14 protein-coding genes are annotated in these 12,735 nt (G+C 53.0%); 13 read left to right on the forward strand and 1 reads right to left on the reverse strand.

All coding sequences use genetic code 11. The annotated features are described in order from the left end of the window. Positions 1 to 501: 501 nt before the first annotated feature. The 6 genes from F1381_RS28155 to F1381_RS07120 all read left to right on the forward strand — a co-directional run bounded on the left by F1381_RS28155 (position 502) and on the right by F1381_RS07120 (position 6,151). Positions 502 to 642: a hypothetical protein gene (locus tag F1381_RS28155; protein ID WP_187355229.1), complete on the forward strand. Its 141-nt coding sequence runs from the start codon at positions 502 to 504 to the stop codon at positions 640 to 642. 233 nt (positions 643 to 875) lie between these two features. Continuing rightward, positions 876 to 941, forward strand: coding sequence for a K(+)-transporting ATPase subunit F (gene kdpF, locus F1381_RS29240; RefSeq protein WP_425495253.1), 66 nt, complete (start codon positions 876 to 878; stop codon positions 939 to 941). Between the two features lie 46 nt (positions 942 to 987). After that, entirely contained in the window at positions 988 to 2,664 is a 1,677-nt protein-coding gene (kdpA, locus tag F1381_RS07105) for a potassium-transporting ATPase subunit KdpA (protein WP_151734121.1), read from the forward strand. Positions 2,665 to 2,680: 16 nt separating this feature from the next. Further along, a complete protein-coding gene (gene kdpB, locus F1381_RS07110) occupies positions 2,681 to 4,714 on the forward strand; it encodes a potassium-transporting ATPase subunit KdpB (protein ID WP_151734122.1) in 2,034 nt (677 codons plus the stop codon). 50 nt (positions 4,715 to 4,764) lie between these two features. Beyond that, positions 4,765 to 5,385, forward strand: a complete 621-nt coding sequence (gene kdpC / locus F1381_RS07115; RefSeq protein ID WP_151734123.1) for a potassium-transporting ATPase subunit KdpC — start codon at positions 4,765 to 4,767, stop codon at positions 5,383 to 5,385. Positions 5,386 to 5,467: 82 nt separating this feature from the next. Then, positions 5,468 to 6,151 carry an MBL fold metallo-hydrolase gene (locus F1381_RS07120; RefSeq protein WP_246187936.1) on the forward strand — a complete coding sequence of 228 codons (684 nt, stop codon included), beginning with the start codon at positions 5,468 to 5,470 and terminating at the stop codon, positions 6,149 to 6,151. Positions 6,152 to 6,271: 120 nt separating this feature from the next. On the opposite strand, the gene F1381_RS07125 is transcribed toward F1381_RS07120, so the two are convergent. Beyond that, a complete protein-coding gene (locus F1381_RS07125; RefSeq protein ID WP_151734124.1) occupies positions 6,272 to 7,573 on the reverse strand; it encodes an MFS transporter in 1,302 nt (433 codons plus the stop codon). A gap of 314 nt (positions 7,574 to 7,887) precedes the next feature. Here F1381_RS07125 and F1381_RS07130 point away from each other — a divergent pair, with 314 nt between their 5' ends. The 7 genes from F1381_RS07130 to F1381_RS07165 all read left to right on the forward strand — a co-directional run bounded on the left by F1381_RS07130 (position 7,888) and on the right by F1381_RS07165 (position 12,729). Next, positions 7,888 to 8,124, forward strand: coding sequence for a hypothetical protein (locus F1381_RS07130; protein ID WP_151734125.1), 237 nt, complete (start codon positions 7,888 to 7,890; stop codon positions 8,122 to 8,124). Between the two features lie 803 nt (positions 8,125 to 8,927). Continuing rightward, a complete protein-coding gene (locus F1381_RS07140; RefSeq protein WP_151734127.1) occupies positions 8,928 to 9,299 on the forward strand; it encodes a hypothetical protein in 372 nt (123 codons plus the stop codon). A gap of 14 nt (positions 9,300 to 9,313) precedes the next feature. Beyond that, positions 9,314 to 9,742 carry a hypothetical protein gene (locus F1381_RS07145; protein ID WP_151734128.1) on the forward strand — a complete coding sequence of 143 codons (429 nt, stop codon included), beginning with the start codon at positions 9,314 to 9,316 and terminating at the stop codon, positions 9,740 to 9,742. Beyond that, a complete protein-coding gene (locus F1381_RS07150) occupies positions 9,739 to 10,362 on the forward strand; it encodes a hypothetical protein (protein WP_151734129.1) in 624 nt (207 codons plus the stop codon). Before F1381_RS07145 ends, F1381_RS07150 begins: the two co-directional genes overlap by 4 nt. A gap of 207 nt (positions 10,363 to 10,569) precedes the next feature. Beyond that, positions 10,570 to 11,019 (forward strand): hypothetical protein, encoded by a 450-nt coding sequence (locus tag F1381_RS07155; RefSeq protein ID WP_151734130.1) that lies wholly within the window; start codon positions 10,570 to 10,572, stop codon positions 11,017 to 11,019. 15 nt (positions 11,020 to 11,034) lie between these two features. Then, the gene (locus tag F1381_RS07160) at positions 11,035 to 12,087 is read left to right on the forward strand and encodes a hypothetical protein (protein ID WP_151734131.1); all 1,053 of its coding nucleotides are present in this window, start codon (positions 11,035 to 11,037) and stop codon (positions 12,085 to 12,087) included. A gap of 168 nt (positions 12,088 to 12,255) precedes the next feature. Beyond that, complete coding sequence (locus F1381_RS07165) at positions 12,256 to 12,729, forward strand: DNA polymerase III subunit gamma/tau (RefSeq protein ID WP_246187937.1); 474 nt, start codon at positions 12,256 to 12,258, stop codon at positions 12,727 to 12,729. Positions 12,730 to 12,735: the final 6 nt, after the last annotated feature.

The following is a 12,735-nucleotide window of genomic DNA, read 5'->3' on the forward strand; positions in this document are numbered from 1 at the left end:
TGAAATGGCTTAGGGGCAGCTTCGTTTTTTGCCGCAAGTACATCTAGTTTCTAGTTGGATTTTGGCACACTAATTTAGTTGTTTTTACCGATTGGAAACATCTAAGTGGATTATCGCATCTTAATTTGGACAATTCTGACGTCATCAAAGATTGTCGTCCCTATTAAGTGGCGGGTATCCAACTAAATTTGCCGCAAGCGCCATACAGGTGAAATTAGGTAGCGATTTTCCAACTAAATAAGTTCAGTACAAGAAACAAAGGTACCCTGGAGGTAGCATTGCCTTTCCCGGAACATACCTGGATCGCCCCCATGCTAAAGCCCCACTATGAGGGGCTATTTCGCTTTGTCCGCTTTTTCTCCGGCTCTCAGCATCAGCGGATGATCTTAAGAGATTCTTTATGCCCCCGAGGCAAACCCTAACCCTAAACCAATTATGCCGGTGTTACGCTTGATTCTGGGGACACAACCCGATGACCGATAAGCGAAAGAAGGCTGTGTGATGGATGCTTTTTTGCAGAATGTAGGAATGATCTCGATCATCTTCGCGGTGCTGCTTGCCGCCAAAAGGGTTTTCGACCGCGCTGATCTGCGCAGAGCCGGCAGCTATGAGGATGCGGAAGAGGAGGAGAAGAAATCTTAATGCGCTCTTAATTCTTCAAGGGCAAACCCTAATCCTGAACTAACGGCGCAAGTGGTACGCTTTACCGGAAGTCATCTGAAGGAAGTTATTCAAGCGGAAGAGGAGTGAAGGGCAATGATGGATGTGTACATGACAGTGTCGCTGGCGGTGATCTTCGGGCTGTTCGCTGCCTTTGCAGAGTGGTGCGGGCAGATTACCCGCAGGCAGGGAGGCGAAGATCAATGAGCCTGGTCATGATCGCAACCGTCTTGCTGTTTCTGTATCTGGTATACGCCCTGATCCATCCTGAGCAATTCTAGAGAACGGAAGTAACGCGCGCAGGGCATATTTAAGGAGGGTCTATTTGTGGGGATTGTGCAAATTATTGTTGTTATAGCCATACTGGTACTGCTGGTCAAGCCGGTGGGAACTTATTTATATTATGTGTTCTCGGGGGAAACTAACCGTTCGGACCGTGTATTCGGCGGCATCGAACGCGGGATCTACAAGCTGAGCGGTCTGAGCCGGCGGGAGGAGATGTCCTGGAAAAAATATGCGCTTAGCTTCTTGTTCACCAATATTACGCTGGTTGCCTTCGGCTACATGGTGCTGCGCCTGCAAGGCTCTCTGCCGCTGAACCCCAACGGCACCGGGGCCATGGAGCAGAGCCTGACCTTTAATACCGTCATCAGCTTCATCACCAATACCAATCTGCAGCATTACAGCGGCGAGACCGGCCTTTCCTACCTCTCGCAGATTGTGGTCATCACCATGCTGATGTTCACTTCAGCGGCGAGCGGGTTTGCCGTTGCGGCCGCGTTTGTACGCGGAATAACCGGCAGACAGTCGCTGGGTAACTTCTTCGAGGATTTCGTCAAGGCGCATACCCGGGTGTTCCTGCCGGCAGCCCTGCTGATGACGCTGGTGCTCGTGGCGCTGCAGGTGCCGCAGACGCTGAAGCCGACGCTGGAGGTCGCCACGCTCGAAGGAGGAACACAGCAAATCGCTGTCGGACCGGTGGCCTCGCTGGAGTCCATCAAGCATCTGGGCACGAACGGCGGAGGCTTCTTCGGAGCCAACTCGGCCCATCCGTTCGAGAATCCGTCCCCACTGACCAACGTCATCGAGATTCTGGCCATGTGGACGCTGCCGGCGTCACTGCCGTATATGTACGGCTTGTTCGCCAGGAACAAACGCCAGGGCTGGGGCATATTCGCAGCCATGATGACCTTGTTCGTCCTGCTGCTGTCGCTGAACTATTATGCCGAGATGAAAGGCAATCCCCAAATTAACGCCATGGGAATAGACGTCTCGCAGGGCAGCATGGAGGGCAAGGAGGTGCGGTTTGGTGCACCTCAGTCCGCACTGTTTACAGCGGTAACGACGGCAGCCACGACAGGCAGCGTCAACAACATGCATGATACGCAGACGCCGCTCGGCAGCATTACCCCGCTGGCGCTGATGATGCTGAACAATGTGTTCGGCGGCAAAGGCGTCGGGCTGATGAACATGCTGATGTACGCACTCCTCGCCGTCTTCCTCTGCGGCCTAATGGTCGGCAGGACACCGGAATTTCTCGGGCGGAAGATTGAAGCCAGGGAGATGAAGCTCGTCGCAGTCGCCATACTCATTCATCCGCTGATCATTCTGGCACCCACGGCCGCTGCTTTCCTGACCGATCTCGGGCAAGGATCGATCACGAATCCGGGCTACCACGGGTTAACCCAGGTGCTGTATGAGTATGTGTCCTCTGCGGCGAACAACGGCTCCGGCTTTGAAGGACTCGCCGACAATACCGTGTTCTGGAATGTGACCACCGGAGTGGTGATGCTGCTCGGACGTTATGTTTCCATCATAGCCCTGCTGGCAGTCGCAGGCTCGCTGAGGAAGAAGCAGCCTGTTCCGGAGACGATCGGAACCTTCCGCACGGACAACGGCTTGTTCACAGGCATTCTGATCGGTACAGTGCTGATTATCGGCGCCCTGACGTTCCTGCCGGTCATCGTGCTGGGGCCCATCGCCGAACATTTGACATTATGGTAAGAGAGGGAGAACCAAGATGAGTAAAGTAGAGAAAAAGCAGCTCCTGACCGGACCCATCCTCCGCAGCGCCGTTAAAGACAGCTTCGTGAAGCTGAATCCTGTCATTATGATGAAGAACCCGGTGATGTTTGTCGTAGAGCTGGGGACCCTGATCGTCCTGCTGATGGTCCTGGCGCCCGGTTATTTCGGAGCCGAGGACGCGATTGGCTTCAATATCGCCGTCTTCATCATCCTGCTCTTCACGGTGCTGTTCGCCAATTTCGCCGAAGCGCTGGCCGAAGGCCGCGGCAAGGCCCAGGCGGATACGCTGAAGAAGACGAAGCAGGATATAGCCGCCAATAAGCTCAGCGGCGGAAGTCTTAAGGTAGTTTCTTCATCCGAGCTGCGTAAAGGCGATATCGTCGTGGTCAGCCAAGGCGAGCTCATTCCTGGCGACGGGGAAGTGATCGAAGGCCTAGCCTCTGTAGACGAGTCGGCCATTACCGGAGAATCGGCTCCGGTGATCAAAGAAGCCGGAGGGGATTTCAATTCGGTGACGGGCGGCACCCGGGTCGTCAGCGACGAGATTAAGGTCCGGATCACCAGCGACCCCGGCGAATCGTTCCTCGACCGGATGATCTCGCTGGTCGAAGGGGCCAAACGCCAGAAGACGCCGAACGAAATCGCGCTGAACACACTGCTGATCAGCCTGACGATCATTTTCCTGATCGTTGTGGTTACCCTGCGCCCGATAGCTTCGTATTTGAACGTGGAGCTGGAGATTCCGGTTCTGATCGCCCTGCTGGTCTGTCTGATTCCAACCACCATCGGCGGATTGCTCTCCGCTATCGGGATTGCCGGGATGGACCGGGTAACGCAGTTCAACGTGCTGGCTATGTCCGGCAAGGCCGTCGAAGCCGCCGGCGACATTAACACGATGATACTCGACAAGACGGGGACGATTACCTTCGGCAACCGGATGGCCAGTGAGTTCATTCCGGCAGGCGGTTCCGGCGAAGAGGAAGTGGCCGTCTGGGCCGCCGTCAGCTCGCTGGGGGATGAAACGCCCGAGGGCCGTTCAGTACTTGAACTGACGAAGCGGCTGGGCTACAGCTATGACGGCGGGATAGCAGAGCACGGGGAATTCATTGAGTTCCGTGCCGAGACCCGGATGAGCGGGCTGGATCTGGCCGATGGCCGCAAGGTACGCAAAGGTGCGGTGGATTCTATAAAAGCATGGGTCGTTGCCCAAGGCGGAAGCATCCCCGAACATCTGGAGCAGCTGTCAAGCCGCATCGCCGGCAAAGGAGGAACACCGCTGGCGGTTGCCGTGGACCATAAGATCTACGGGCTAATCTACTTAAAGGACACCGTCAAGCCCGGCATGAAGGAGCGCTTCGACGAGCTGCGCCGGATGGGAATCCGGACCATTATGTGTACAGGCGACAATCCGCTGACGGCAGCGACCATTGCTGCTGAAGCTGGCGTGGACGGATTTATTGCCGAGAGCACGCCGGAGAATAAGATCGAGGTCATCCGCCGCGAGCAGCAGGAAGGCAAGCTGGTGGCGATGACCGGTGACGGCACGAACGACGCGCCGGCGCTGGCTCAGGCCGATGTCGGGCTGGCGATGAACAGCGGCACAACAGCCGCGAAGGAAGCGGCGAACATGGTAGATCTTGATTCCGACCCCTCCAAGATTATCGAGGTGGTCGCTATCGGCAAGCAGCTGCTGATGACCCGCGGCGCGTTGACTACGTTCAGTATTTCGAACGATATCGCCAAATATTTTGCCATTATTCCCGCGATGTTCACATTGGCGATCCCTGAGATGGAGAGGTTGAATATTATGGGGCTAGGTTCGCCGAATTCAGCGATTCTGTCCGCTCTGATCTTCAATGCGGTCATTATTCCGCTGCTGATCCCGCTGGCCATGAAGGGCGTATCCTATAAGCCGATGAGCTCGACAAGCCTGCTGCGGCGCAATATCTTTGTCTATGGGCTCGGAGGGATTCTGGTCCCGTTTGTGGGCATCAAGCTGATTGATCTGGTGGTCAGCCTCTGGATTTAGGCTTGGAGCAGCTTACGTTCGGAATTGTAAAGTGAAAGGATGTATCCATAATGGCTAATTTAAACACACAGCCGGTTCCGCGCAGCGGCATCTCCACGGCTTCCTATCTGCTGAGCATTGTCAGACTTGCCCTGATCTTCATTGTACTGTGCGGGCTGGTCTATCCGCTTGTATCAACGGGGCTGGCTCAAGTACTGATGCCCTCGCAGGCGGGGGGAAGCCTGCTGAAGGACAGCGGCGGCAAGGTGATCGGCTCCGAGCTGATCGGACAGCAGTTTACGGACGCTGCCCTGTTCCAAAGCCGGATTTCCAGTATCGGATATAAAGCCGAAGCCTCCGGCTCGAACAACTACGGCCCGGGCAATCCAGATATGTTGCAGCGCACGGCGGATGCCGTCAAGGAATGGCAGGCGGCCAATCCGCAGGTCCCGCTGAGCGGGCTGCCGGTTGATCTGGTGACGAACTCCGGTTCCGGCCTCGATCCGCATATTTCACCGGAGGGGGCTATGGTGCAGGTGCCGAGAGTCAGCAGTCTGACCGGGATTCCGGCGGCAGAGCTGGAAGCCTTAGTGAATGAATATACCGAAGGGCGCGATTTGGGGATCTTCGGCGAGAAGCGGGTTAATGTCTTGAAGCTGAATTTGGCACTGATGGAGCGGAAGGGGTTGTAAATTTTACTGAACCTAAAAGTTTGACAGTACGTGCGCTCCTGATAAGATAGAGTAGACGAACATGAGAGGAGCGTGACGTGAAATGTCAGGTTCAGCTAGTATAGGCATCAAAGCGTTGACCTTGAACATGAAGGTGGACGGAGGCGAATTTGTAGTCCATCCTGTCTTGCTGTGGGATGAGCAGGAGAGAATACTCGTGGACACAGGCATTCCCGGCCAGCTGGAGCTGATTGCCGGGGTGCTGGAGCAGGAAGGCGTTCCGCTCGGCAAGCTCAGCAGGATCATCATTACCCATCAGGACCGCGACCATATCGGCAGTCTGCCGGAGCTGGTGAAGGCCACCGGCGGCAGCGTCCAGGTACTTGCCCATGAGGAGGCGGTACCTTACCTCGCCGGTGAGCTGCCGCTGCTCAAGAGCCAGCAGCTCGCTCCGCCGGTCCGGGTGGATACCGTGCTGCGGGACGGCGACCTGCTGCCGTATGCCGGAGGCATCCGGGTGATCTTCACGCCGGGTCACACGCCGGATCACATCTCGTTATATCATCTGCCGAGCAAGACCCTGATTACCGGGGACGCCCTGACTTCCCGGGATGGCGTACTCCTGCCGTTCGACTCCGGCTTTACGCTGGACCACAAGACCGCCCTGGCCTCTGTGGCCCAATTTGAGCCGCTTGAGCTGGACACCGTGGTCACGTACCATGGGGGGGTCTGCACAGAGAGAATTGATGAGCGGCTCCGTGAAATACTGGCGGGCGCATCGGCGTAACCGAACAGGCAACCCCCGGCTGCAGGGCATGCGGCCGGGGGTTAGAATAAAGACAATGCAGTCTCCGCAAAGCAACTGAATCGCTCTTGCCAAGGCCCCGCTTCGCGGGGCTGTTTGATTTCATTGACCTGCCTGAAGAGGTGTATCCCCGGAGGCAGACAGGATGTTTTCTTTTAAATTCACTCTGAACAGCAACGGATACAGCAAGGTTACCGCTAACATGACAGCACCGGCAGCGATAAAAATGGTGAATGCGTCAAAATATTCAAACAAAACGGAAAAAAGCAGAATGCCGAGCGGGGCCAGCAATTGTGCTCCCGTATTAATAATATTGAATACACGTCCCTGATAATGTTTGGGGATTTGCTTGGTCATCCAGATTGACACCGGGACATTGGCCTGGGTAACCACAATGCCCAGTAACAAGTTGAACACACTTACAATGATGATGGCATAAATCTGTTCAGCGCCGCTGCTGAGCAGAAGCCCGAATACCAGCAGCAGAATACCGATGACGTTGATCATTTGCCAGGAGCGATGCAGCGGGTAGCGGCTCTCCTTAGACACCGACAGAACAATCCCCGAAAGGATCATGCCCAGCGATATCAGGGCTTCCGTCCAGCCGTACACATAATTGGAGAAATGAAGCACATTGATTTGCATATAAGGCAGTCCCACGTTCACTGCACCCAGCATGAAATTGATCAGCATCGAGAAGAGGACGGCGAATACCAGATTTTTCATCGTAAAAATGAAAGTAAGTCCCTCTTTAAACAGGAGGAAGATTCCCGGCTCCGGCTCATGGGTGTCCGCTTGTCCGGAAGACTCCTCAGGTGAGAGAAAATGAAAGTTAATCGAGAGGATAATCAGGATCGTGACAATCTCCAGGCCGATTTCGGCAAGTACAATGGTTGCGAGGGGCAGGATGTCATATAGAAATGCCGCTGCGATCGGTGAAACAACCAGGGTCAGCGACACCAGGCTTTGCTGCAATGACTTCACTTTCTGGATATGCTCTTCGGTGACTATGTTAATAACCGACGCTATGGTCGCCGTGGACAGAAATTGATCTGATATTCTTAAGAATATCAGCAGTATGTAGGTGTAGATCAGATGCTCCGGTCCATCGAAAAACAGAAAAAGCGCATAAATTAGCAGGCTGACTATACTCAGACATTGAGCCATAACGATGATCTTCTTCCGGTCGAATTTATCGACAAGGCTCCCTGTAAAGGGCAGAAGAATCAGACTTACCAGGGGACCGATAATCTGCGAAATCCCGAAGCTGAGCGCCGAATCGGTATTCTTGAGAATCAGCAAGCCGATGATGAAGCTTAACATTCCGCTGCCAAAGTTGCCGGTTACCGTACTGAGCAGAAGTTTGACCATTTGCCGGTTGGAATCCGTGCGCATTTTGTCCATACATAACCTCCTGAATTAAACGTATGACGTAATAAAAACATACATACCGGCAATACAAACCCGTTTTTAATGCGTTAATCCATTAAACTTTTAGCTTTAATTTAATAAAAAGGTTAATCGAACCAATTACACTTCTATAATGTAATGTATCTTGACAAACAAACCGATACCATTTGAATGGCAGTATCTGAGAGATAAATGATGTCTCAATTATTAAGAAACTCTCCAAGCACGGGATATGCATCCTTTTTCATGGAAAGGCCGACCAAGATAAGTAGGGGACTTACTTTGAGGAAAGGGATGTGTATACGCAAATGCTGGATGAGTTAAACGAATGGATAAAGACCGACTACGGCAGTGCAACCCGTTTTATGGGCTTGGCCTTCAAATTCAAGCGAGGAATAGCTTTAATTGACCATTATACGGCCGAGGACGACTTTGCGGGCTTTAAGCTGGAATGGGTCAGTTTTGCTGATAAGGAAGATACTGCTTCGGTCATATGCATGAACAAAGAAGAACTGCAATTTATCCTAAAGGAATTAGCCCTGTAAATGCACAGGGTTTTTTGTTGCTTCCGGTTGCAGCCGTTCATGTAAGCCGGCAGTTACATACGGATTGGTCGAACCAATAGGGCATATAGTTGCGCAGAACGAGCGGAAGTGTTCCAACGGGCAGCATTCACTTATATTGCAAGACGGAGGTGCTTCTATGAGATGTGCGTGTGGACGTTATATTACTGGACAGGCGACTGCTATAGCCGGCAGGTACAAAGTTCCAGAGGTGCAGTGTATACACTGCATGGCGGACTTGCTTATGATCCCTTATGATACGCTGCTCGCCGAGTATTTGGGCATTTATGAATGCCGGCCATGCGCCCGCGACAACAAACGGAATGAGATGAGAAGGAGGCTGCTTGGAGTACAATAAGCAGTTTCATTTAGCGAAGGGAGGAATCTGGAATCATGGCTGAGTATCCGAAATGTGTCAGATGCGGTTTCCGTTATGTCACAGACAAGGCGAGAGAAAATTTTGTTATGGAAGGGATGCAGGGTGAGGCACTGCTGTGTCTGCATTGTCTGGGGGAACTGACCCGTAAAGTGATGAACAAGTATGGATATTTGGTCCACCCGGACGCTGCTGATGCTCTGGACAAACACCACAAGAGTATTCCCCGTTCAACATTGGACGGGTGCCGCCCCTGCATGCAAAAAAGAGGGGGACGATAATCCCGGGGCGCTTCTGTTAAATCTCGTCTGTCAATGCTTATATTGGGAATGGAATTTCCGGAGAGGCTCGGACAGCTCTCTTCGGAATGAAATGGGATCCGGAAGGATCCAATATAGGGGGGGTTAACGTGACGGAGAAGCAAAGGAAATCCTCAACCCAAAGACCGGCGCGCCAAAAGCAGGCGGTAAAGGCAAGAGCTGCGGGATCAGCAGACATTGCCGGCGGTGTACCAGAGGTGGACGGTCAGTTGATGGGGGAGTATATTCAGCAGCTCAGCGGGTCTGGTCCGCTCATTTACAATGCGCGGCACGAGGACGTAACACTAATCGTCGAGAATCTGGGGTACGGTGATGTGTATGCAAGCGGAAGCGATGATGTAAAGACCGGGAATGAGTCGCAACGGATGCTGTTCAAAGAACAACGGGCCTTCAGGACCCGGAAGCTATTTCTCGATTCGGCAAGTCAGCCCGTAATTTCCATTCTCGAGATTAAACAGTAAAGGCGGCGCGTCTCATGATTATAGACAGAATGGATGTCAGCTGCCTGCATTCGGTCCGCACGCTTCTGGGGATTGGCGGAGAGGATGATGCTACGCTCACCGATGCGGATATTCTGGATGCTGCGGTAATCGATGTGGCCGAATGGAGAGTAGCAGAACAGCTATCTGATAGTGAAGATGTATCCAGTCCACGGGTAAGACTGGCGGTCATTTATACGATGGCAGCACTGCTCTGTCCGGCTATGCCTGCCCGAATAGATATCAAGGTGCAAGGAATAGACAATGGCTGGAGCCGACAGCCTGCAGATTATAACTTACTTGAGAGCAAGCTGCAGGCTCAGGCTGACTGGCTGATCCATTCCCTTCTGACGGGCCCGTCACCGGGTGCATCTGAAGCGTTACCCGAAGCCTCAGAGGGTACGGACGGTGAAATGCAGGCATGAAATACGCCACAAACCAATTTATTAAGCGCTACGGAATAAAAGTTACTCTCAGACGATGGGAATATGGACAAGACGCCGTTACCCGGACCAGTCATATTCTGATCGGCAGAGGCCGCAAAAAAAATACGCCGATGCATTTACTGCAATCGTTGAGGGAAGGCATCTTTCCCGCCGACGTTGATATAGATAACGGATATTTTATTGAAGACGCCGTACGGGACGAAACCTTTATGGTATGCGGCATGCGGCCCGGCTACGGCAAAGGCGGAATGATCTCCATTGCCGCGAACCTTCTTTTGTGCAACAGCCGGCTTGAGCTTCGACGAGTTCAGTGGACGGGTGACGAGCGGGGCAACCTCATATTCGGGTTCAAGCAGCCGGAGGATTGGCAGCTGCCCTGCTGCATCAGGGAGGTAAACCATGGGCTGCAGCAGTTTGATGCCGGGGTACTCTCGGAAACGGAATATTTAGTATACACGCCCCGCTTCTTCCTCATGGAAACCGATCAAATCATGCTGGAAAACGGAGGGAAATATCAACCTTACAAGGTGCTCTTCAGCGACGAGTCCGCGTTCCCGGGAATGATGGTGCTGCAAGTTGCCCGTGATACCCGGAAGTAATCTACATCCGTTCAGGAGCTGAACCGCTGTGTACAGCAGATGCCGCTTACACACGGTCGCCTTCCATATAGATGGCCTGCCAGCGGCAAAAGTGCTTGCTGAATGCTATACCTATACCTTCTTTCGCTTTTGTACACAGTGCTGTTAAGAAGGGTTCAGATTTCCTTATATTGTGGATGAAGCATTGATACTAAAGGATGTGAAGAAATGGGAGTACCCGACCTAAGCGATGTGTACGCCTATATCCACCGGACACTTCGCGACGATTCCGGCCTGCAAAGCTTGCTCGGTTTGACCCCGGCAGCCCCCCTTGAGGATCGGGTCAAGCATATTCAGAAGCGGCGGCAGCCACATAATCTGGTTCAGGACAACTTGCCCCTCATCACATTTTACAAACTGCCGGGGACCAGAGGAGCAAATTATCTGGAGTACAGATTCTCTTTCCGCTTTGATATCTATACTTCAGATGATGTGGAGCTTGCCATCGGCATTGCGGATCGTATCAATAGGCTTTTTGACAACAGGTTTCTTCAAGGTTTGCCGGGAAGCTCATTTGGCGGAGAGTATATCACCTGCGCTGAAGAGGAAACCGATGTCAGAAACGGCTTTAAGTATTTCACCCAGATAGGCTTCACTATCGGGTTAGATGAAGATTAAGGGAGGTTTCCTGTAATGGGAGTTACCAAAAACAAAAAGATGATTATCAAAGGCGCCGGGAAATTTATGGCCAAACTGCCGAATTGCGATGAACTTATTACAATCGGCACGTTAAACGATATGAAGCTTGATATCCAGCTGGATATGCAAGATATTGAGGGCGGCGACTCCAGCGTACCGCTGGATACCCTGCTCCGGAAGAAAACCATTGATATTTCTGCGACTGCAGCCAAATTCGACTTGAATCTGTTGCGGCTGGTGCTGGGGTCTAAAATGCGTGAGGGTGTCTCAGGCTCTGCTTACAGTATGATTACAGAAATGGTCAACGTTCCTGCATCATCGCCGTACCAGGTTACTTTGACGCACAGCGCATTGAGCAGCCCTGCGCCAAAAGCGTATCAAAGCGCAGTTAACGGCACTGATGTATCGGGCGATGTCACCATTACAGGCAGTACCGCCCTGTTCGATATGGCACTTGCCGGTAAAACGGTGGTCATTGTATACGCTATTGCCCAACCAGGCGTGACTTCAGATCCCGACGGTTTTGTCTGGGTATTGGAAGAAAAGCATACCGTTGCGGCAAGCGGCGGCAATTTCGAGGTCAACCTGCTGTACAGCGGCAATCTGCATGCCGAGCCGCAAATATCGGTGCGTACACTGAAAGGCAATAAGCTGCTCAAAAAGACAACCGGTACCCCCGGCGAAGATCAATACACCGTCAGCAACGGGAAGCTGAGCTTTAACTCGGCGATGAAGGATGTAGATATCTACGTCAACTACAAACGCAATGAAGTCGTGGATATCCTCGATATTACGACCAAGGATTTCCCGCTGACTGTCCATGTCGTTCACGACGGCCAGTTTGAACAGAAGGATGGCTCCATCCAGGGCTTTCAGACGGAGCTCTACCAATGCCGGGTGAAATCGAATTTCACCCTGGACACCCAGCGTCAACAGGCGTCGACACATAATGTCACCTTGACGGTCATTGACCCGGAGCGCGCAGACGGCAAGCTCGGCAGCATTAAACGCTACGAAGCTTCTCCCGCAGCCCTGCTGGAATGTTAACAGCCGGACCCTCCTCGGAGGGTCCTTTTTCATACCCGTTGTTAAGACGGCTGCCGAGCAGCTTAGAATGATTTACGAAAGCGGCGGAAGGGTTATCCTCCTCCAGTCCGCCGCCCTTGCATGTGCAAGGCGCGCCAATGGGGGGAACAGTAAAGGGGGCGAATCGTATTGAGTGAACGGGAACGGGAGAACAGCATTCCCCGGGTGACGCCCGGCACAGGGGAACCTGGACAGCCAGCCGAAGAGGCACCGGCCACCACTGGCGAACAGCCAGCCGGGGACAATCCGATCAGTGAAGAAGAAGCGGGCATCCGCGAGAAGGTCTTTTTTGAAGAAGATGAGCAGGTGAAGCTGCGCGACGGCAAGACCTATTATCTGCCGCCGCTGGGGCTGAGAGACGCCCGCAAGCTGATGAAGAAGCTCAATTCCATCGATTCCGGCGTTATCATTGCCAACCTGATTCCGGAGGGCGTGGGTGAGGAAGACCGGTATGATGAGCTGCTTGATGTGCTGCTCATGGCCTTTAAGCCGTACTACAGCCACATGACGGTGGAGCATCTGGAACATTACGTGGATCTGGAAACCGCCAAGAAAATTATCGACTGCATGATCGGGCTGAATGGCTTAAAAAAGTCTCTGTAGCCACAA

This window comes from Paenibacillus tengchongensis (genome assembly GCF_008973665.1).
GTDB lineage: Bacteria > Bacillota > Bacilli > Paenibacillales > Paenibacillaceae > Paenibacillus_AQ > Paenibacillus_AQ tengchongensis.

What these genes read in the sequence shown, in the direction of transcription:
- F1381_RS28155 (WP_187355229.1), top strand. Translation starts at nt 502, where the DNA reads ATGGATGCTTTTTTGCAGAATGTAGGAATGATCTCGATCATCTTCGCG.
- kdpB (WP_151734122.1), top strand. Translation starts at nt 2,681, where the DNA reads ATGAGTAAAGTAGAGAAAAAGCAGCTCCTGACCGGACCCATCCTCCGC.
- kdpC (WP_151734123.1), top strand. Translation starts at nt 4,765, where the DNA reads ATGGCTAATTTAAACACACAGCCGGTTCCGCGCAGCGGCATCTCCACG.
- F1381_RS07120 (WP_246187936.1), top strand. Translation starts at nt 5,468, where the DNA reads ATGTCAGGTTCAGCTAGTATAGGCATCAAAGCGTTGACCTTGAACATG.
- F1381_RS07125 (WP_151734124.1), bottom strand. Translation starts at nt 7,573, where the DNA reads ATGGACAAAATGCGCACGGATTCCAACCGGCAAATGGTCAAACTTCTG.
- F1381_RS07130 (WP_151734125.1), top strand. Translation starts at nt 7,888, where the DNA reads ATGCTGGATGAGTTAAACGAATGGATAAAGACCGACTACGGCAGTGCA.
- F1381_RS07145 (WP_151734128.1), top strand. Translation starts at nt 9,314, where the DNA reads ATGATTATAGACAGAATGGATGTCAGCTGCCTGCATTCGGTCCGCACG.
- F1381_RS07150 (WP_151734129.1), top strand. Translation starts at nt 9,739, where the DNA reads ATGAAATACGCCACAAACCAATTTATTAAGCGCTACGGAATAAAAGTT.
- F1381_RS07155 (WP_151734130.1), top strand. Translation starts at nt 10,570, where the DNA reads ATGGGAGTACCCGACCTAAGCGATGTGTACGCCTATATCCACCGGACA.
- F1381_RS07160 (WP_151734131.1), top strand. Translation starts at nt 11,035, where the DNA reads ATGGGAGTTACCAAAAACAAAAAGATGATTATCAAAGGCGCCGGGAAA.